Here is a 19,418-nt window from a genome sequence, read left to right as displayed (position 1 = left end):
AGTTCTTCAAAGAAGCTTCAGTTTGGTGGTTCGCGAAACAACCGCGACCGCCACGAGAATGATAAGGCCCTTCACAATGCTCTGGATGTATGTGTCCATGCCAATGAGGTTGAGGCCGTTATTGATGACGCCGATGAAGAGAGCGCCGAAAAATGTCCCTGCAATTGTTGCAGTACCCGGACGAAACATGGTCATGCCGATAAACACTGTAGCAAGCCCATCCAGCAGATAACGTTCGCCTGCATTGGGCTGACCAGAGCCTAAACGTGCAGCAAGAAGTGCACCTGCGACGGCTGCAAAAATTGAGCAGACCACAAGAGCGGCAGCGCGATAGAAGCGACCATTAACGCCGGAAAGCTCCGCTGCTTTGAGGTTTCCACCCACTGCATAAATGTAACGGCCGAACACCGTGCGTTCCATCAAGAACCAGGCCACGAAAACGACAATCACCATGGCATAGGCAAGTACCGGTATGCCAAAGAGCTGACCTTGGCCAAGCCAGAGATAGTTTGCAGGAAGACCTCCATAAATAGCGCGTCCGCCTGTCATCAAAAAGTTGATGCCGTAAAGAATGGAGCCAACCGCGAGTGTGGCAATCAGCGACGGCACACCAACAAATGTAACCAAGACTGCATTGACCGAACCCACAACGAGGCCTGCTCCAAGCCCGGCGAGAAGAGCTACAGGCAAAGGAAATCCAGCAACCAGCATTAGTGGCACCAGAATGCCTGACATACCAACCATATAACCGACGGAAAGGTCCATTTCCCGCGCAGCAAAACCGAATGTCAGACCCGCACCAACAATGGTGAGCATTGAAATCTGCTGGATAATATTGAGAAGATTGTTTGCTGTCAGAAAGCGGTCAACGGTCAGCGAAAAACCTGCAAACAACAGGAAAAGCACAAACAGCGTGCTATATTTTAATAGCCATTCACCTTTAAGCTTTTTACCGAAACTTTGGGCATGACGGGATGATTGCGGCGAAACCGCTGAAGATCGGGCACTCATTGGGTAACTCCTGCCATTGCGGCAATAAATTTCGCTTCTGAGAATGCGCCACGCTCAATCTGTGGGCCGGGTTTGCCATTCACAAACGGGATGACACGGTCTGCCACGTCTGCGATTTCCAGAAGGTCGGAAGAAGTAACGAGAATGGCTATGCCTTTTTCAGCAAGCCTGCGCATTTGCGCATGAATTTCACGCTTGGCGCCAATATCGACGCCTTCAGTTGGCTCGATAAAAATCATCAGCCGGTAATGCTCATCCGCACCATAAAGCCACTTGCCAATCGAAACCTTTTGCTTGTTACCGCCGCTTAAGTCCTTCACGAACTGTCGATGCGAATGCGCCTTAACATTCATCAACTGCATTGTGCGGTCAGCTTCTAGCGCTTCGCGACGCATCGACAAAATGCCCGTGCTACCAAAGGTTGAATGCGTTGGATGCACCATTGCGAGGTTTTCGCGCACATCCCAATCACCGATTAGCGCATTCTCCATACGGTGATCAGGAACGAGCGCCACGCCTTTGTTCTGCATGGTTCGTGCATCGACTTTATTCACAACCTCGCCCTGAAAGAAAAGTTTTCCGCTTGTCACACCGCTTGCAGCATAAAGAGAGCGTGCAAAGCCAAAATGCCCTGCCCCTGTCAGACCGATAAGGCCCACAATCTCACCGGCGCGAATGACAAAATTATCAGCAACAACCCCACCTGCCTGCCAATCGCTGACTTCCAGCACAACGGGGCCAAGATCGCGACCATGTTGCGCTTCCTGCTCGACGGCTTCGCTACTTCCAGAGCGTTGAAGCATCAGGTCAATGAGTTGCGCTTCACTGGAGTCTTCAGCCTCGAGCGTTGCAATGTGTCTGCCATCGCGAAGAACAGTGATGCGGTCGCTCAGAGCTTTGATCTCTGAAAGAAAATGGCTGATCAGGACAATTCCAACTCCTTGTTGCGGCAAGGTTTTGATGATTTCCCAAAGGCTTTCTTTTTCGCGCGCAGGCAATGTGGCGGTCGGCTCATCAAGAATAAGCAACCGCACATTCCCACGCAAAGCACGAACAATTTCGATGATTTTTTGATCTGCCATCGGCAGCATATCAACCTGCTCATCAAGGTCGATGGACACTTGCGGAAACCAGCGCCTTAGAAGTGCGTCTGCACGGCTGACAACCTTTTTCTTGTCAATAACACCGAGGCCCATACGAGGCTCATCACCCAGCAAAATATTCTGCGCACCAGTCAGTCCGGGAACGAGACTGCCTTCTTGCGAGACATGCGCAATGCCCTTGCGCAGAGCATCACCAGCACTTGTTAGTCGCACCTCTGTGCCATCAATAATGATGTTGCCAGACGTCGGACTTTTGCTGCCACCAAGAATGCTGACGAGGGTTGTCTTCCCTGCACCATTTTCTCCGATCAGGCCATGCACCTCATCGAACCGGAATTCAGCACTGACTTGATCGAGCGCCAGTGTTCCGGGATATGACATGACGATCTGCGAAAGGCTTACAGCCATCGAAGAACTCCCGCGAATTGAATTTTCAGGTTAAAAAATGGCCGGAACTTGGAACGTCAGGTCCCGGCCAGTTGCAGGCACGGGTGCTTAGTTCTTTGGTAGGAAGTCCTTACAATTCTGCTTTGTGATAAGCGGCGCATTGAGATAGACGGTCTTCGATGGAATGACCGCCGCGGCATCTTCCTTCTTCACGACGATGCTCTCGATCCATTCACCGGTCTGTGCACCCATCTTTTCAAAAGGCTGGGAAACAGTCGCGATCAAAAGGCTTTCTGGCTTACAGACTTCCTCAATCGCCTGAGGATTACCGTCGATACCGATAACTTTCACGTTTTTCAGACCGGCTGCATTCAACGAATTGATGGCAGCCTGCGCTGGCTCATCCCAAGGTGCCCAAACAGCATTAATTTCTTCGCCAAAACGGGCAGCATAATCCTGCATTGAGCTAGACGTGTCTTCAAAAAACGCCGTGTAGTCGATATTATGTTCCGCAAGTACCTTCACTTCCGGGTATTCTTTCAACACTGTGGCCATCACACCGCCGCGCTTACGCGTGCCGTGATGCTCCGCCATGCGCAGGAAAATCAGATTGCCCTTTCCGCCCATTTCGTTGAGCAGATAAGGCGAGACACTGGCCGACATCGCCCAGTTATTGGTTGTCACATCGACGAGAACACCATCAACCTGTCCGCTATCAATGGCGAAAACTGGAATTTTTGCTGCGACCGCAGCGTCGATTGCAGCGCGCGATGCGCGCAGATCCGACATGCTAACAATAATCGCATCGACACCACGCGATGCCGCATCCTGAATATTGGACGCCGTGCGTTCGCCAGAGCCACCGCTATCAAGAACACTGACTTTCCAATCTTTGCCGGTTTCTTTCAGCCATGCATCAAAGCCAGCTTTGGCACGCTGTTCAGACTGCGCAGCAGCATTGGAATGCACCCAAGCAACGTTCGTCGCCGACGCGCTTGCTGTGCCCATCAGTAAGGCCAAAGCTGCAACAGCGACAGACTTCTTAAACAATCCCGATCCCATTTATTCCTCCCAGAAGCGACGTGGTTATATCCACTGTCCAGCTTCACATTGTTGAACTTGATACGTGACTAGCGAAACGCCGCGCCTTGTATCGTCCTGCAACTCCCCCTGAACTGTAGTCACGCAGCCATCCATCCCCGCTCCTCCGAAGAAAGATGTTGCGATACTGCTATGGCTTCAGCTCGGTATTCCAATTGACCTGAACACTCTTTCGCGCTCTTGTCGGTCGGAACGAATGGCATTAAGCGTCGTTAAATTACAAATGTCAAACAAAAATACATTTGTAATTTAACCGCACAATATTGGTTGAGGGGCGTATGAGTGAATCTGAAGACAGCCTTATGGTACGCGTGGCGTGGCTATATTACGTTGGTGGATTCAACCAGGAGGCGACTGCTTCCAAACTTGGATTAACCCGTGCTCGCGTAAATAAGATCTTGGGCGAAGCGCGCGAAAGCGGTCTTGTGAGCATATCCATCGACCACCAAAATGCGGGCACACTACCCGTTGAGAACGAGATCACACGTCGGTATAAACTGGATTTTTGTATTTCTACGCCGCCGTTTGGCTTTAGCGCAGACGATACTACGTCAGAAATCCGCAAACAGGTTTCATTTCGCGCAGTGGGCGTTGCCGCGGCGACTTACCTAAAGAATTTTCTCGCAGACAATCCAGAAGCCACCATCGGAACAGGCTGGGGGCGAACAATCGAACAAATGACCCTTCAACTTGCGGGTGTATCATCGCCGCAGGCGCGGTTCATATCTGTAATGGGTTCGTTGATAGCCAACTCCGCTTACAATCCGTTTGAAGTTGTAAACATGCTGGCACGTCGCACGGGTGGACAAGGCTTTTTCCTTCCCGTTCCTTTTATCGCTGATTCCGCCGAAGACAGAAAGGTTCTGATCTCCCAACGTTCCGTGGCGCGTGCAATGGAAATTGCTCGCACGGTATCGGTTTGTTTTATCAGTGCAGGTGAATTGACAGAAGATTCATTGCTGCGCCGCCAGAATATGTTGAGCAAATCAGAACTCGAAAGTCTGCACACAGCAGGCGCAATCGGCGACACAAATGGAATTTTCTTCAATAAAGATGGACACCAGGTCGATCACGAGATGAACGAACGCACAATCGCATTGGGATTTTCTGAATTGCAGAAGGTACAGGTTGTTCTTCTCATCGCGGGTCAAGAAAAGGCAGTAGCTGCCAAGGCACTGCTAAAAAGCGGCATAGTAAACGGCCTTATCATCGATGGTGACGCTGCCGAAGCATTGCTGAAATTATAACAAAAGCGCATATTGCAATTTCAGCTGCACGCATAATTAGTTGGGTTCTTCCATTATCCCTTTTAAAATTTGCTTCCAAAGATCGACCAATTTTCGACCAGTAGCGATTTCCGGGTCAAAGCTCTGATGAACCGCTATACCACGCAGGACTGACAAAATGAGATGCAGCTTTAGGGTATGTGTTTCATTGTCAGGCTCGAACCCCACTAATAGCGATATGCGCACATCACGTATATCGACCCATCGCTTCATTTCATCGCGTAGTCGCTGACCAAGCTCATTGTCTAAGCGAGCCGCGAGCATCAGTTCAATGGCAGCTATGTAACGCGTGTCCGAAAAAATCGTCAACCATAGAGCTTCTGTCAGTTCAGGCAGCGTATACTGGGTTTCATTCGGATCGGCTCCAAACGGATCAGCAACTTCCCAATCCTCATGAAGCTGTCGAAGAGCTGCTACGAGAAGATCATTGCGCGAAGGAAACTGATGCGTGAGTGCCCCGCGCGAAACCTTTGCTTTTTGAGCGATCATCGCGGTCGAAATTAGCCCATGCCCAACCTCAGCAAGTGCCTCAAGTGTAGCCTGGCAAACACGTGACCGCGTCGTAGACGAGCGTTCAGCTTGCGTTTTTCTACTTGATAGCGCCGAATTCTGAACCTTGCTCGGGTTTACGGGGCGATTCATATGGTGAGGTCTCTACAGGTGACGACAGTTAAATTAATGCCTCAATATTAAGCCAACTGCACTCAAAATCAACACGGCTAATGATCTACATTCGTATAAATATAAATTAAAACAGTGCTATAGGCGAGTTTTCAACATAAAAACAAGCCGACCTGTTTTTATGTAGACAAACCAAAATCCCCATGCAAGGATGTTGCTAATATACTTACTGTATACAAGCGTCGAAACGGGCGCATAATGGGGAATAAACAATGACGAGTTTTGTGTTTTTCGGCGGCCATGTCCTTGATGTCGATAAAGGTACCCTCAAAGCAGGACTAGAAGTGCTGGTCGAAGGCGACCGCATCGTTGCGGTGAGCGACCAACGCATTGATACTCCTGATGCTCAGAGAATTGACCTTGCTGGCCGCACATTGATGCCAGGCCTTGTGGATGCACACGTACACGTAGCTGCGACTCTGGTCGACCTCGCTGAAAATGCTGCTTTACCAACATCCCTTATCGCTCTACGCAGCGCCAAAATCATGCGCGATATGCTAATGCGCGGGTTTACAACTCTGCGCGATTTGGCAGGTGCTGATCTCGGCTTGAAGCTTGCTGTCGATGAGGGCACAGTTGAAGCCCCTCGTCTCGTTATCTGCGGCAAAGCATTGAGCCAGACAGTCGGCCATGGCGATTACCGTAAGCGTTACGACAATCGTCCATTACATGAAGCCCGATTGGGCAGTTTGGGGCGCATTGCCGATGGTGTGGATGAAGTGCGTCGCGCTGCACGCGAAGAAATCAAGAATGGTGCACAATTCATCAAAATCATGGCCAATGGCGGCGTCGCTTCACCCAATGATCCTATTCACGTACTGCAATACTCGCGCGAAGAAATTTGCGCCATCGTTGAAGAGGCCGAAAATTACGGTCTTTATGTTGCGGCACACACCTACTCAGATGCCTCTATTCGCCGTGCTGTCGAATGCGGTGTTAAGTCATTAGAACATTGTAATCTTATCACTCCTGAAACTGCACGACTTGCTGCCGAAGCCGGTGCAATCGCTTGCCCGACGCTCGTCGCCTATGAAGGATTGGCGATGGAAGGTGCAAGCTTTGGTTTAAGCGCAGACTCCCAATCCAAAATTGATACAGTACGCCGTGGCGGACTGGAGTCGCTGGCAATCATGCGTGACGCGGGCCTGCCAATGGCATTCGGGTCAGATTTGCTTGGGCAACTTCATAAATATCAGTCGATGGAATTTTCATTACGTGCAAGCGTTTTGACCAACCGCGAAGTTCTGCATTCAGCAACACGCGTTTCAGCGAAACTATGCGGCATGGAAGACGAAATCGGCATTATTATGCCGGGCGCCTATGCTGATCTTTTGATTGTGGATGGCAACCCACTAGAAGACATCACCACACTTGAAAGACATGATGAGTGCTTAACTGCCATCATGAAGGGCGGCGTCTTCCATAAAAACACCCTAGCGGAGTAGGTCGAATGGTCCGAGGCAATTCTCTTACAGAACGCCTAGGACGATTGGGAGCAGCGACAATGATAGCATTCAGCCTTGTGCTGATGCTTCTGCCCCTTGTGCTTGTGTTCTGGCTTTCTGTCATCTCGAACGAGATACTGTCATTGCCGGTTGAAGGCTACACGCTCCATTGGTTTTCGGAAGCGTTTCGTCAGCCCCAGTTTCTGAGCGGATTCTTGCTTTCAATCGCCGTTGCAAGCTTCGCGATGATTGCTGGCCTGCTGGTATCGGTTCCTGCGGCAATGGTGATTGTACGGCGAAGCTTTCGCGGTCGCAGCTCCTTGATCCAACTTTTGATGTCACCTCTCACGGTGCCAGCGATTGTTATAGGCGCAGCGCTCTATGTAACGGTTGTTGAAATCGAGATAGCATCTGGTGCGCCTATTGTCGGTTCAACTGGGGTTTTTGTTGCAGGGCATGTCTTGCTAACAATCCCATGGTGTATCCGCCTGCTTCTGGCTTCGCTTGAAGGTGTTAATATGTCAGTCGAAGAAGCTGCCGCTTCGCTCGGCGCCAAACCATCAACTGTTGTCTGGCTGGTGACATTACCGCTCATTAAACCGGGAATATTTGCTGCTGCTGTATTTTCGTTCGTTGTCAGCTTCGGCAATCTTGAAGTCTCGATTTTCCTCTCTGGTCCAGGACAGGTCACGCTTCCAGTTGCGATGATGCAATATCTGGAATGGAAGATTGATCCAACAATCGCCGCCGTTTCGGTACTGCAAGTGCTGTTCGTGGCGCTAATGCTGATGATTTCCAATCGCTTTGTAAATATTTCGAGGATGGTCTGATGGCTGACGTTCAAATTCAGGGACTGACCAAAACCTACGGTGCTTTCAAAGCAGTATCCGACATGACGCTTGATGTTCATGAGGGTGAGTTTCTCATTTTCTTAGGGCCATCCGGGTGCGGAAAAACCACAACATTGCGCATGTTGGCTGGCTTCATCGAACCTGATGCGGGAACTATGCGCCTTGGAAACAGAGACATTACATTTGAACCGCCGCATCGCCGCAATATTGGTCTGGTATTTCAGAACTATGCGCTTTTCCCGCATCTGAGCATTTTTGAGAATGTTGCCTTTGGTCTGCGCCGCAGGAAAGTGGCAGAACCAGAGCTGAAAAACCGCGTTAAACACGCTCTTGAACTCGTTGATCTTGCACACCTGATGGAGCGCCTGCCAAAGCAGCTATCCGGCGGGCAACAACAGCGTGTTGCCATTGCCCGCGCTATCGCAATTCGGCCCGATATGCTGCTTCTCGATGAGCCGCTATCTAATCTGGATGCACGTCTGCGCTTGCAAGTGCGTGACGAGCTTCGCAGCCTACAGAAATCACTTGGCATCACAACAATCATGGTCACGCACGATCAGGAAGAAGCCATGTCGGTTGGTGACAGATTGGTACTCATGCGCTCGGGATTGATTGAACAGATTGGCAATGCAGAGCAATTATATAAGCAGCCTGCAAACCGCTTTGTTGCCGATTTTATTGGACGTGCAAATTTCCTATCCGGAAAAGCGGTCGAAAATGGGCGCTTTACGACTGAAGGCGGCGTTCATTTTCAGGCAGCACAAAGCTCCAAAACAGCATCTGAAGTGCTCATCCGGCCAGAAGCTCTGCGGTTGAGCAAAGCACCTCTGCCTTCAGCCCAAAACAATCAGACGGCTATTATCAAGAAACATGTGTTCTTATGTGGCATGGTTGAGATTGATCTGATGCTGACCGACGGGCAGCATTTGACCGCAGTTGCATCGCCGCGTGAACTCAATGAGGCGGGCATCGATCTTACTCCTGAAAGTTCAATCTCAATGAGCATCGCGCCGGAGGACGTCGTGCTGCTTTAATCATTTATTCCTGAACGAGGCGACAGACCTCCGGGAATGCTTCATCAACGATCAAAAGGGGAACTAACATGACTAAAATAAGCAGACGCACTTTTGGAATCCTTTCCGGCAGCCTTTTCGCTTCAACAATGTTGCCTTCGTTCGCCAAAGCGTCAGGTCGAGCCGTTGTTGGTACCTGGGGTGGCGATTACCAAAACCTGCAACAAATCAACATCGCTGATGGCAATCTAAAGGGCAGCGGTATGCAGGTCATCTATGATCCTGCGACAGATACGGTGCGCAAAGCAAAGCTTCTGGCAGAGCGGCGTTTGCCACGCGGATCAATGGACATTGCATGCCTCACCCGTCAGGGAAGCTTTGAAATGTTCCAGAACGGAATTATCGAAGAGCTGGATGAAACCAAAGTTCCAAACCTTAGCAAGGTTCTGCCGTTCATTCGCACCAACTACTCCATCCCGCATATCTACACGGGTCGGGTTATTCTTTATAATCCAAAGCAGGTAAGCCCAGCGCCGACATCCTATGCTGATTTGTGGGATCCGCAATATGCTGGTCGCGTTGGCGTCATTGATCTTCAGTATCAGACGACAATTGAATCAGCTGCAATGGTTGCAGGTGGTAGTGCGTCGGATTACGAGCCTGGCAAGGCTAAACTCTTGGAGCTGAAAAAGCAGGGTGTGAAGATCTATCCTACCAATGAGGCTCTTGCGCAGGCATTGAAGTCCGGTGAAATCGTCATGTGCATCATGTGGAATGCACGCGGCTACATGTGGAAGAACGCAGGTATCGACATCGAAATTGCTATTCCAAAAGAAGGTATCGGACTCTACCTCTCCGACATGACAGTGCCAAAAAACGCACCGAACAAGCCAGCTGCATACGAGTATTTGAATGCCATGCTTGAACAAGCACCGCAAACAGCTTTTGCCGAGCAGATGGGCTATGCACCAACCAATGCTGAGGTGGCATTACCTGCCGAACTCGCATCAGCAGTTGATTACACTGCGGCGCAGCGTGAAAAATTCGTGCTGCCTGATCTTGAATATGTCGCGAAGGCAGATGCTGACCTGCAAAACTGGTGGAACAAAGAGTTCAAAGCCTGATTATCGCAACGACCTGTCTGGCTAAGCCAGACAGGTTCAGCTCCAGCTTTCTCGGTATAGCCATGCAAAAAACATCAATTTCCGCCGCCGCACTTCTCATGCCTGCGACAGGGCTGGTCCTTGTATTCATGGCCTTGCCGCTGCTTTATTTGCTCCGTTACAGCTTTAATGATTTCGTGCCCGGCGAATTTATGGTGCAAGGCTTTACACTAGCAAACTTTGCAACATTCTTTACCGACACATACTATCTAAAAGGCATGGGTACGACCTTGCTCATGGCAGGTTCAGTTACAGCAGTCTGCATCATACTCAGCCTGCCGCTTGCGAACTGGATTTCGCGACAAAGCGGCAGTCTTAAAACAATACTTCTTATGGCAATCATCCTGCCACTGTTCATTTCGAACGCGGTTCGCGCTGCGGGCTGGATGGTCGCGTTTGGTCAGACGGGAGTGTTGAATTTTCTTCTTATGAAAATCGGCATCATTTCTACGCCGCTCACGATCATGCAAACACCAACAGCTGTCTTTATCGGCATAACGGCCGTCAATCTTCCTTATGTCGTCCTCACATTACAAAGTGTCTTTGAGGGACTGGATGAGAACATCGATTATGCCGCTGCAAGCCTCGGCGCATCGCCTTTTCAAAGCTTTATGCTCGTTCGTATGCCACAAATTATGCCGGGTCTTCTCGCGGCTTCAGTTTTGTCATTCATTTTGACAATGAATGCATACGCCACGCCAGTACTTCTTGGTGGCCCGTCGTTCCGAATGATGGCTCCAATGATCGTGACTGAGATACTGAACAAAGCAAACTGGCCACTCGGCGCTGCCCTTGCCTTCGTTCTGCTAACTGTCACGGTGACAATATCAATATTGGCCGGTATGTTCATTCGCCGACGCTACTAATAAACAAGCGGGAGCTAGGATGCTGAACCGTAGTTCCTGCACTTATTGTAATGTCGCTTTTGTTCGCCTTTGATAGTCATCTGCTATGGTGCAAGTTATACGCGTTGATGAAACAAATAAGGGGAAGAACCCAACATGAGCGACACGCCAAAGAACAACTCATTCGACGGACCCCAAATGCAGGGCCAGCACTTTCGTCGCGCAGATATGTCCGGCGCGAATTTCGACGGCGTAAACCTAACCGAGGCAAGATTTTATGCCGTTTTGAGCAAAGCGAAATTCAACGATGTTAATCTCAGCTATGCAGAGTTTGACGATGTAAATCTCGCAGGAGTGCAGTTCAATGACGTCAATATGACCGGCGTCAACATCACTAACGCCAATATGACGGGCTTGACCATCAGCGGCGTTACACTGGTGGACTCCAACATTAAGGATGCAGATCTGACAGGCATGCGGATCAATGGTGTTCTCGTTTCCGCGCTTTTTGAAGCTTACGAGAAAGCCAAGTCACGTCACGATTAAGTGCCAGTAAGCCTACAACGCTGAGGATAAGCGAGTGGTGTCGATTTTCGCCAGCGTACTATCTGGGTCCGCAACAGCTAATAGGGGTGTATCTGGTCAACGTGAATGTTGCCGTCATTGTAAACCTGGATTGTCAAATCAGGATTACCTTTGATGATCTCATATTCAACTCCTCGCCGCATTTTCCATTGATAGCCCTTTTCAGGATGCCCCGAAGAAACAGGTTCCCATTTCATTTCCGAAATTGGCTTGCCTTCGCCCCACCTATCTTCTTTGGTTGCGAATAATTTGCTCGGAGTGTCGCCCTTATCTCGTTGGTTGAAGTCGTAATAATTCTTACGATCTTGCAATATGATTGATTTTGCATCTGTAAGCTTAACACCCTTGTGATCCACCTTATCCTTCTCGCTGATATGAGCGGTGTAGCTATCGATGAGCTTGGGTGCGGCTGCTTGCTGCGGAGCTGTCGCGATATTTGCCGAACTGTTTCCTTTGGGGTTGTCACCTGTTGTACATGCGGTGACCAATGCAACCGCGCAGATGCCTACAGTGATTGGAATAAATCGCTTCATGGTAGCCCCCTATTTGCCGCAAGCTGGCAGAGACTTGGCGACGGGTCAAGGGTAACTACCAATTGTTCATACCGAAAAGATATAGTTTTCGATTGGAGTGTCAGGCCTGACAAAACCGTCCGAAATCCAGACGGTTTTCAAGCGCATAAGTATTACGCCGAACCTCTTATAATAAGATGGGTATCAAGCCGACGCACTTCGTCTTTCACAACGCGTCCTGTTTCTTTAGGATTGATACGAGAGAACAGCATATCCAGCCCCAGTCGCGCAATAGCTTGATAGTTTTGAGCAACCGTTGTTAATGGCGGGCACGTAAATCGACTGAGCGGATGATCGTCATGGCCAGCCACACGGAAATCGCATCCCTCTTCGCGTCCAACATGACGTCGCCGCTCATAAGCTGCTGAAATCACACCAAAAGCAATACGGTCATTGGCACACAAAACGGTGCGCGTCGGAAAACCGCCGCGATCTAGAATACGCCCTGCTTCCTCATAACCAAGCTCTTCGAAGTTCCATTTTTTCGACGTCATCGGCAAGACAATCGGCTCGATGCCCAGACGTTCCATTGAAGAGATGTAGGCAGCACGGCGCTCAATCGCATTCTGATTAACGGCAGGCATTTCCATGAAACAAGGGTGTTCACCTGTGCGGCAGAGATACTCGACAATATTGCCAATGCTCTGGCGATTATCCGTGCCAACAAAAGGCTGATCATCACTAATACGGCTATCCAGAAAAACGACTGGCATGGAATTCGACAGGCTTGAAAGAAGCTTGGCATCAGTTTCAAAGCCAAGCGGCGCCATCAAAACACCAGATATATTGAGCGACATGAGCGTACGCATAGCTCGCGCTTCAAGCTTGCGATCGCCATGAGAAGACAGAACAATCGTCCAATAGCCCTCAGCCAGACAACGCATTTCAATCTGGCGAATGATTTCGGCGTAAAATGGATCGGAAATATGTGGAACAATGACGCCAATATTCTTGGGCTTTTTGCGGTTCATGCTAACAGCAAAAATATTGGGCTGGTAATTATGGTCCTTCAGCGCCTTCTCAATGCGCGCCCGCGTCGACGGCTTAACACTCTCAGGATTATCGAAATATTTCGAAACAGTCGGGCGCGATAAACCGCTTGCGACAGCGAATTCTTCCATTGTCCTGATTTTGTTGTCGGCCATTGCCGCTCCTCCCATCCCGTGTCACGAGCCTGCCTAGACGGGTTCATTACTTTCTATGCGTAAAATTATTTTTTAACAGAAGCAACTCTAATTTGCACGGATATGCGGCGAATCCTTGATTCTTAATATGAAATCGACCTCACCTTTCGTCAAAATCCAAATTTTAAATCGTTATAAATTTTACACGTGATAAATTTTATATTGACTCATCGAACAGGCTCTATCATGTCTAATAAAGGCCCTAAGACGGGCTTAGGAAGGAACCTGCCCTTCCGGGAGGTTTTAGGATTGGCGACAATCTTGAACCCAGCAGGAAATGTTTATGTGTCCCTAATCAGAAGGACGTCCCGGCAAATGCCGGTTCTACACGGAGGAAATTATGTTTCGTAAATCGCTTGGTCGTATTCTTTTTTCTGGCGTAGCCCTTGCCATGATGGCAGGCGTTGCTTCCGCCGAAGGCATTGGTGCATCGCTTCTCACCCAGCAGCATCCTTTCTACATCTCGCTCGCAGAAGCGATGAAGAAGGAAGCGCAGGCAGAAAATGTGCCGCTCGAAGTGTCCATTGCCAATCAGGATCTCAGCAAGCAGCTTGCTGACGTTGAAGATTTCATCACCAAGGGCGTGGATGTCATCATCATCTCGCCAGTTGACAGCAAGGGCGTTCGCTCGGCTATCACCAAGGCTCAGAAGGCTGGTATCAAGGTTATCACCGTTGACGTTCCAGCCAACAATATCGATGTGACTTCCTTTGTTGGCACCGACAATTTTGCCGGCGGCGAAAAGGCTGGCGAGCTGATGGCAAAATCCATTGGCGACAAGGGTAATGTTGCTGTCATCGAATACCCGACAGTTCAGTCGGTTGTTGACCGCGTCGAAGGCTTCAAGAAAGCCATCGCAAACCATCCAGACATCAAGATCGTTTCGATTCAGCCGGGCATCACCCGCTCAGAAGCGCTTGCTGCTGCTCAGAACATCATTCAGGCCAATCCTGATATCGTCGGCATCTTCGGATTTGGTGATGACGCAGCGCTGGCCGCGGCTTCCGCTGTAAAAGCTGCAAAGCTCGAAAATCAGGTTAAGGTTATCGGCTTTGACGGCATGGAAGAGGCCCGCAATGCAGTCAAAAACGACCCGATCATGGTCGGCGTAATTGCGCAGTATCCTGATCAAATGGGAAAGGTTGCCGTCGAAACCGCTGTTAAAGTGATCAAGGGCGAAGAAGTTCCTGCGAAGCAGCCAATCGTACCGGGTGTTGTCACCAAGGACGGCGAAACCAAGTAGAACCGCGTGAAACGACGGCATCTCCTCCCAGTCGTCGTTTCTCTTTAGTGCGCGGCGGCACGACGATCACCACGCGTCAGTGCCGCCGCAGCACATTATCGATACAAGGCTATAGCTTCGCGCATTTTCGAGCGCGATAAATACAAGCCTCAAATGGAGAGCGGAGACTTCCGATGACCGCTATCAATTCTACTACCGAGACCAAACCGGACGTTGTGCTTGAGATCAGCAATGTTGCCAAAACATTTGGCCCTGTTGTTGCACTCAAACGCATGAACCTGACTGTCCGGCGCGGGCGTGTGCACACATTGCTCGGCGAAAACGGTGCGGGCAAATCCACTCTGATGAAAATCCTTGCCGGTGTTTTCAAGCCGACATCAGGCACAATTCTGCTCAAGGGCACGCCTTATACGCCTAAGAACCCGCGCGACGCACGCACCAGCGGTATTTCAATCGTGTTTCAGGAATTGAGCCTGTCTCGCAATCTATCGGTTGCTGAGAACATTCTGGCGAATAATGAGCCGAGCCGCTTTGGTTTTATCCGCGAACGGGAGCTCAATGCCGAAGCCAGCAAGCTTATTGCAGAACTGGGTCTGCCCGTTGATGCACGCGCCAAAGTCGGCGATTTGTCGATTGCGCAGCGACAACTTGTTGAAATCGCAAAGGGTCTTAGCCAACCGGCAGATGTCGTGATCCTGGACGAGCCGACATCATCGCTTTCTGACAGCGAAGCCGAAATTCTGTTCACCATCATAGAACGTCTAAAAGCGCGTGGAACCGCCGTCATCTACATTTCGCACCGCATGGAAGAAATCATGCGACTGTCCGACGACATTACGGTCGTGCGCGATGGGGAATATGTGACGACGACCGAAAAAAGCCAGACCAGCATTGAAAAACTGATCGCCTTGATGGTCGGTCGTGAGATGAACGACATCTATCCCCCGCGTGAGGCACCGCGCCCATCGGCAATCGTTCCAGCTATTCTGGAAACAAAGAACCTTTCAGTTCCGGGCAAGTTCAATGACGTTTCCATTGATGTAAAGCCCGGCGAAGTACTTGGTTTGTTTGGCCTCGTCGGCTCCGGTCGTTCGGATGTGATGAAAGCGCTCTTTGGCATGCTACATCCAACCGGCGACATAAAACTCGACGGTCAATCCATCACCCTCACCTCTCCAACACAGGCAATTGCGCACGGCATCGCTTTTGTGACGGAGAACCGCAAGGAAGAAGGTCTCGTTCTGCCGCAGAGCGTCGAGCGCAACATCAATATGGTTGCTCTCGGACAGCTGGCCGGTCCTTTTGGCATGATGCGCTCGTCGGCTGAACGCGCCAGCGCAAAAGCCGAAGTGCTGCGACTGGCGATCAAGACCGCATCGCTTGACACGATTGCCGGGTCTCTCAGCGGCGGCAATCAGCAGAAAATCGTTCTGGCAAAGTGGCTTCAGATGAAGCCAAAAGTGCTCATCCTTGATGAGCCAACCCGCGGCGTCGATGTTGGCGCAAAATTTGAAATCTATCGCATCATCCGTGAACTTGCCGCCCATGGTGCGGCGATCCTGATGGTTTCGTCCGAGTTGCCAGAAGTTCTGGGTCTGAGTGATCGCGTTGTCGTCATGCATAATAAGCATGTCGCCGCAACACTTGATGCAGATGGCCTCACACCAGAAACCGTCATGAGCTACGCAGCAGGAATGCATCAATGAGCAACGCACAAGACATTCAAAAAAAAGCCGCAGACGCAGAAGTTCGTCGTTCGCTTTTCTCTTCTCCGATGATCCGTCAATATGGCGGCATCGTCCTTTCGCTGGCCGTTCTCTGCATTGTTTTTGCAGTTTTGAACCCGCGCTTCCTCGCATTCAATAACTTCATGAACATCATGCAGCAGGTCGCCGTGATCGCGGTTGCAGCCTACGGCATGACCTATGTGATCCTGCTTGGTGAAATCGATCTTTCTGTGGGTTCAATGATGGCTGTTGCTGGCATGGTTGCGGCACAGGCATTTTCTATGGGCTTCGGCTTTGCGCCGACCGTCATATTCACACTGGCTGCCGGTGCGATCATGGGCGGACTGAACGGTGTACTCTCGGCAAAGCTCATGCTTCCGTCCTTCATTGTGACGGTTGCCACAATGGGCATTTATCGCGGCATGGTCAGCCTGCCAACCAACGGTGCGCCTGAAATCATCGAGAATGAAACATGGCTCGCAATCGGCTCTGAAAGCTGGCTCGGCTTGCCAATCATCATCTGGATCGTTGGGTTTCTGTTCCTCTTCAACTACGTTGTGTTGTCCAAGACGGTTTTTGGCCGCCGGGTTTATCTCGCAGGTGGCAACAAGGAAGCGGCGGTTTATTCTGGCATTCGCGTGGATCGCATTAAGATTATCGTCTTCATGATTTCGGGCGTCATGGCTGCAATCAGTGGCATCCTGCTCTCATCGCGCTTGTCTTCGGCGCAAACCAATGCGGGCATGGGTTACGAACTCGATGCCATCGCGGCCGTGGTCCTTGGTGGAACATCGCTCGCTGGTGGCGTGGGAACGATGGTCGGTACAATCCTTGGCGCGTTGATTATCGGCGTCATCAACAACGGCATGAACATGCTGTCGGTGCCATATTTGTATCAGCTCATCGTCAAAGGTGTCGTCATTCTCGTCGCCGTTTGGCTCGATGTCCGCTCTAAATCCGTCAGAACATAGTTTGGTGCATCGCATGAAAAAGATCATCACAATCGGCGAAATCGTCGTTGAGATCATGGCCATCGAAACCGGCAATGGCTTCAAAAGCGCCATTCCATTGATTGGCCCTTTTGCTTCCGGCGCACCGGCAATCTTCATTGATCAGGCAGCTAAAATGGGCCAGCCTTGCGGCATGGTCAGCGCCGTAGGCAATGACGACTTTGGCACGCTTAATATCGAGCGCTTGCAAAAAGACGGCGTTGATGTTTCGGCAATCAGCGTGCATCCAACAGCCGCCACTGGCAGCGCATTCGTACGTTATCGTCCGGATGGCAATCGCGACTTCATCTTCAACATCAAGCACAGTGCATGCAGCGCAATTGCGCTGACATCTGATGCGGAAAAGCTAATCGAGACTGCCGACCATCTGCATATTATGGGTTCAGCACTGTTTTCTGATGGTATTGTCGACGCTATCCACGAAGCAACGCTGCGCATCAAAGCTAAAGGCGGCACGGTCTCGTTTGATCCGAATATCCGCAAGGAAATGCTCGATCTGCCGGGTATGCGCGAGGCACTCGTCCATGCGCTTGAACATACCGATTTGTTCATGCCAAGTGGGCCTGAAATTTTCCTCTTCACCAAAGCGACTGATGAAAAAGCCGCTATCGAAGAATTGCTCGATCGTGGCATCAAGGCAATCGTCATTAAGCGTGGCGCTGAAGGTGCAAGCTACTTCGACCATTCCGGCGAAGTCACAGCACACGCATTTAAAGTCGATGAGATCGATCCAACAGGCGCAGGTGACAGCTTTGGCGCAGCCTTTGTCACCTGCTGGTTGCGCGATCTCGCACCAAAGGAAGCCTTGACCATAGCCAACGCGACAGGCGCACGCGCCGTCGGCGTCAAAGGCCCGATGGAAGGCACATCAACGATGGATGAAATCAACGCATTCATCGCCAAAAACGGAGTCTCTTCATGAGCAGCACTCAGAGTTTACGCAATCTTCCCGCCCGTTATGCAAGCGGTGCGCGTGGAGGCATCACCTCGATCTGCTCGGCACATCCTCTGGTTATCGAAGCAGCCCTTCTTGAAGGCATTGCCACCAACACCGACGTTCTAATCGAAGCGACCTGCAATCAGGTCAATCAGGATGGCGGCTATACCGGCATGACACCGGCTGATTTCCGCCGTTTTGTCGAAGAGATCGCAGCGCGTCTCGGCTTTGATACCAAGCGGCTTATTCTGGGTGGCGATCACCTCGGCCCAAATCCTTGGAAGCATCTCTCTGCTGAAGAAGCCATGGCCAAGTCCGAAGTGATGATGGATGGCTTTGTGCGTGCAGGCTTCACCAAGATTCATCTCGATACGTCCATGGGCTGCGCTGCTGAGCCCGTCGCCCTGCCCGATGCTGTGACCGCAGAACGCGCTGCGCGACTTGCCAAGGTTGCTGAAAAAGCAGCGGCTCAATCCGGCTTTGATCTGCCTGTCTATATTGTCGGGACCGAAGTTCCCATCCCGGGCGGCGCAATGGAAGAAATCGAAGATCTGGAACTGACCAAGCCAGATGCAGCCCTTGAAACCATCGCCATTCATCGCAAGGCTTTTGCAGCCCTTGGCCTAGAGGATGCATTCGCGCGCGCCATCGGTGTTGTCGTGCAGCCGGGCGTGGAATTCGGCAATGAAAACGTTGTCTATTATGATAGTGAAAAAGCAACTGCTTTAAGCGGCGTTCTCAACGAGATCCCGCAGTTTGTCTTTGAAGCCCATTCGACCGACTATCAGCCCGTTGAGGCGCTGTCGGCGCTGGTTCATGATGGCTTTGCCATTCTGAAAGTCGGACCGGGTCTGACTTTTGCGCTGCGTGAAGCACTCTACGGCCTTGATCAAATTGCAGCATTCCTCGATAAACTGCCAGAAGAAGAAACCGTTCGCGGCAAGCTTGAGAAGCTGCTTCTCAACGAGCCGAAGAACTGGGAGAAATATTATCATGGCGATGCAGAAGAGCTGCGTCTTCAGCGCCATTTCTCCTATAGCGACCGCATTCGCTATTACTGGCCACATTCGGAAGCCACAGCTGCCGTCAATTCACTGCTCAAGCGTCTTGAAGGTCGCAAAATTCCAGAAACACTGATTAGCCAGTATCTCGGCACGCTTTATCCGGCTGTTGCATCTGGCAAGGTTGAAGCCACGCCCCATGCGCTGATGGTCGAAGCCGTCAGAAATGTCATCCGGGTTTATGGCAAAGCAGTGGGCACGCATTAAATAAAT

At 50.7% G+C, this 19,418-nt stretch carries 18 protein-coding genes; 12 read left to right on the top strand and 6 right to left on the bottom strand.

The window, feature by feature from the left end; translation table 11 throughout:
• Nucleotides 1-6: 6 nt before the first annotated feature.
• The 3 genes from WH356_RS15800 to WH356_RS15790 all read right to left on the bottom strand — a co-directional run bounded on the left by WH356_RS15800 (nt 7) and on the right by WH356_RS15790 (nt 3,563).
• A complete protein-coding gene (locus WH356_RS15800) occupies nt 7-1,011 on the bottom strand; it encodes an ABC transporter permease (RefSeq protein WP_313828355.1) in 1,005 nt (334 codons plus the stop codon).
• Nucleotides 1,008-2,522, bottom strand: a complete 1,515-nt coding sequence (locus WH356_RS15795) for a sugar ABC transporter ATP-binding protein (RefSeq protein WP_339512455.1) — start codon at nt 2,520-2,522, stop codon at nt 1,008-1,010. Before WH356_RS15795 ends, WH356_RS15800 begins: the two co-directional genes overlap by 4 nt.
• A gap of 87 nt (nt 2,523-2,609) precedes the next feature.
• Nucleotides 2,610-3,563 carry a sugar ABC transporter substrate-binding protein gene (locus WH356_RS15790; protein WP_339512453.1) on the bottom strand — a complete coding sequence of 318 codons (954 nt, stop codon included), beginning with the start codon at nt 3,561-3,563 and terminating at the stop codon, nt 2,610-2,612.
• A gap of 317 nt (nt 3,564-3,880) precedes the next feature.
• Between WH356_RS15790 and WH356_RS15785 the strand changes: the two genes are divergently transcribed.
• Entirely contained in the window at nt 3,881-4,849 is a 969-nt protein-coding gene (locus tag WH356_RS15785) for a sugar-binding transcriptional regulator (protein WP_339512451.1), read from the top strand.
• A 36-nt stretch (nt 4,850-4,885) separates the two neighbouring features.
• On the opposite strand, the gene WH356_RS15780 is transcribed toward WH356_RS15785, so the two are convergent.
• The gene (locus WH356_RS15780; protein ID WP_339512449.1) at nt 4,886-5,530 is read right to left on the bottom strand and encodes a TetR/AcrR family transcriptional regulator; all 645 of its coding nucleotides are present in this window, start codon (nt 5,528-5,530) and stop codon (nt 4,886-4,888) included.
• Nucleotides 5,531-5,781: 251 nt separating this feature from the next.
• Between WH356_RS15780 and WH356_RS15775 the strand changes: the two genes are divergently transcribed.
• The 6 genes from WH356_RS15775 (at nt 5,782) to WH356_RS15750 (ending at nt 11,432) form a co-directional block, all read left to right on the top strand.
• The gene (locus WH356_RS15775) at nt 5,782-7,014 is read left to right on the top strand and encodes a metal-dependent hydrolase family protein (RefSeq protein WP_339512447.1); all 1,233 of its coding nucleotides are present in this window, start codon (nt 5,782-5,784) and stop codon (nt 7,012-7,014) included.
• A gap of 59 nt (nt 7,015-7,073) precedes the next feature.
• Nucleotides 7,074-7,844 (top strand): ABC transporter permease, encoded by a 771-nt coding sequence (locus WH356_RS15770; RefSeq protein ID WP_339512445.1) that lies wholly within the window; start codon nt 7,074-7,076, stop codon nt 7,842-7,844.
• The gene (locus WH356_RS15765) at nt 7,844-8,899 is read left to right on the top strand and encodes an ABC transporter ATP-binding protein (protein ID WP_339512443.1); all 1,056 of its coding nucleotides are present in this window, start codon (nt 7,844-7,846) and stop codon (nt 8,897-8,899) included. Before WH356_RS15770 ends, WH356_RS15765 begins: the two co-directional genes overlap by 1 nt.
• A gap of 68 nt (nt 8,900-8,967) precedes the next feature.
• Nucleotides 8,968-10,002, top strand: a complete 1,035-nt coding sequence (locus WH356_RS15760; RefSeq protein ID WP_339512441.1) for an ABC transporter substrate-binding protein — start codon at nt 8,968-8,970, stop codon at nt 10,000-10,002.
• A gap of 62 nt (nt 10,003-10,064) precedes the next feature.
• Nucleotides 10,065-10,907: an ABC transporter permease gene (locus WH356_RS15755; RefSeq protein WP_339512439.1), complete on the top strand. Its 843-nt coding sequence runs from the start codon at nt 10,065-10,067 to the stop codon at nt 10,905-10,907.
• Between the two features lie 135 nt (nt 10,908-11,042).
• Nucleotides 11,043-11,432 carry a pentapeptide repeat-containing protein gene (locus WH356_RS15750; RefSeq protein WP_339512437.1) on the top strand — a complete coding sequence of 130 codons (390 nt, stop codon included), beginning with the start codon at nt 11,043-11,045 and terminating at the stop codon, nt 11,430-11,432.
• Nucleotides 11,433-11,509: 77 nt separating this feature from the next.
• Here WH356_RS15750 and WH356_RS15745 read toward each other — a convergent pair whose 3' ends face one another.
• Together WH356_RS15745 and WH356_RS15740 are read right to left on the bottom strand one after the other, a co-directional pair.
• Nucleotides 11,510-12,004 carry a hypothetical protein gene (locus WH356_RS15745; RefSeq protein ID WP_339512435.1) on the bottom strand — a complete coding sequence of 165 codons (495 nt, stop codon included), beginning with the start codon at nt 12,002-12,004 and terminating at the stop codon, nt 11,510-11,512.
• Nucleotides 12,005-12,156: 152 nt separating this feature from the next.
• Entirely contained in the window at nt 12,157-13,188 is a 1,032-nt protein-coding gene (locus tag WH356_RS15740; protein ID WP_339512433.1) for a LacI family DNA-binding transcriptional regulator, read from the bottom strand.
• A 379-nt stretch (nt 13,189-13,567) separates the two neighbouring features.
• Between WH356_RS15740 and WH356_RS15735 the strand changes: the two genes are divergently transcribed.
• From WH356_RS15735 to WH356_RS15715, 5 genes are all read left to right on the top strand, one after another.
• The gene (locus WH356_RS15735) at nt 13,568-14,470 is read left to right on the top strand and encodes a substrate-binding domain-containing protein (protein ID WP_339512431.1); all 903 of its coding nucleotides are present in this window, start codon (nt 13,568-13,570) and stop codon (nt 14,468-14,470) included.
• 173 nt (nt 14,471-14,643) lie between these two features.
• Entirely contained in the window at nt 14,644-16,176 is a 1,533-nt protein-coding gene (locus WH356_RS15730) for a sugar ABC transporter ATP-binding protein (RefSeq protein ID WP_339512429.1), read from the top strand.
• A gap of 68 nt (nt 16,177-16,244) precedes the next feature.
• Nucleotides 16,245-17,168, top strand: a complete 924-nt coding sequence (locus tag WH356_RS15725) for an ABC transporter permease (protein ID WP_339512627.1) — start codon at nt 16,245-16,247, stop codon at nt 17,166-17,168.
• A 13-nt stretch (nt 17,169-17,181) separates the two neighbouring features.
• Entirely contained in the window at nt 17,182-18,129 is a 948-nt protein-coding gene (locus WH356_RS15720; protein ID WP_339512427.1) for a tagatose kinase, read from the top strand.
• On the top strand, nt 18,126-19,412 hold the full coding sequence (locus tag WH356_RS15715) for a D-tagatose-bisphosphate aldolase, class II, non-catalytic subunit (RefSeq protein ID WP_339512425.1): 1,287 nt from the start codon (nt 18,126-18,128) through the stop codon (nt 19,410-19,412). Before WH356_RS15720 ends, WH356_RS15715 begins: the two co-directional genes overlap by 4 nt.
• Nucleotides 19,413-19,418 lie beyond the last annotated feature (6 nt).

It is taken from the genome of Ochrobactrum sp. MYb379 (assembly GCF_037479515.1).
Taxonomy (GTDB): domain Bacteria; phylum Pseudomonadota; class Alphaproteobacteria; order Rhizobiales; family Rhizobiaceae; genus Brucella.
This window is presented reverse-complemented; position numbering and strand designations above follow the sequence as displayed.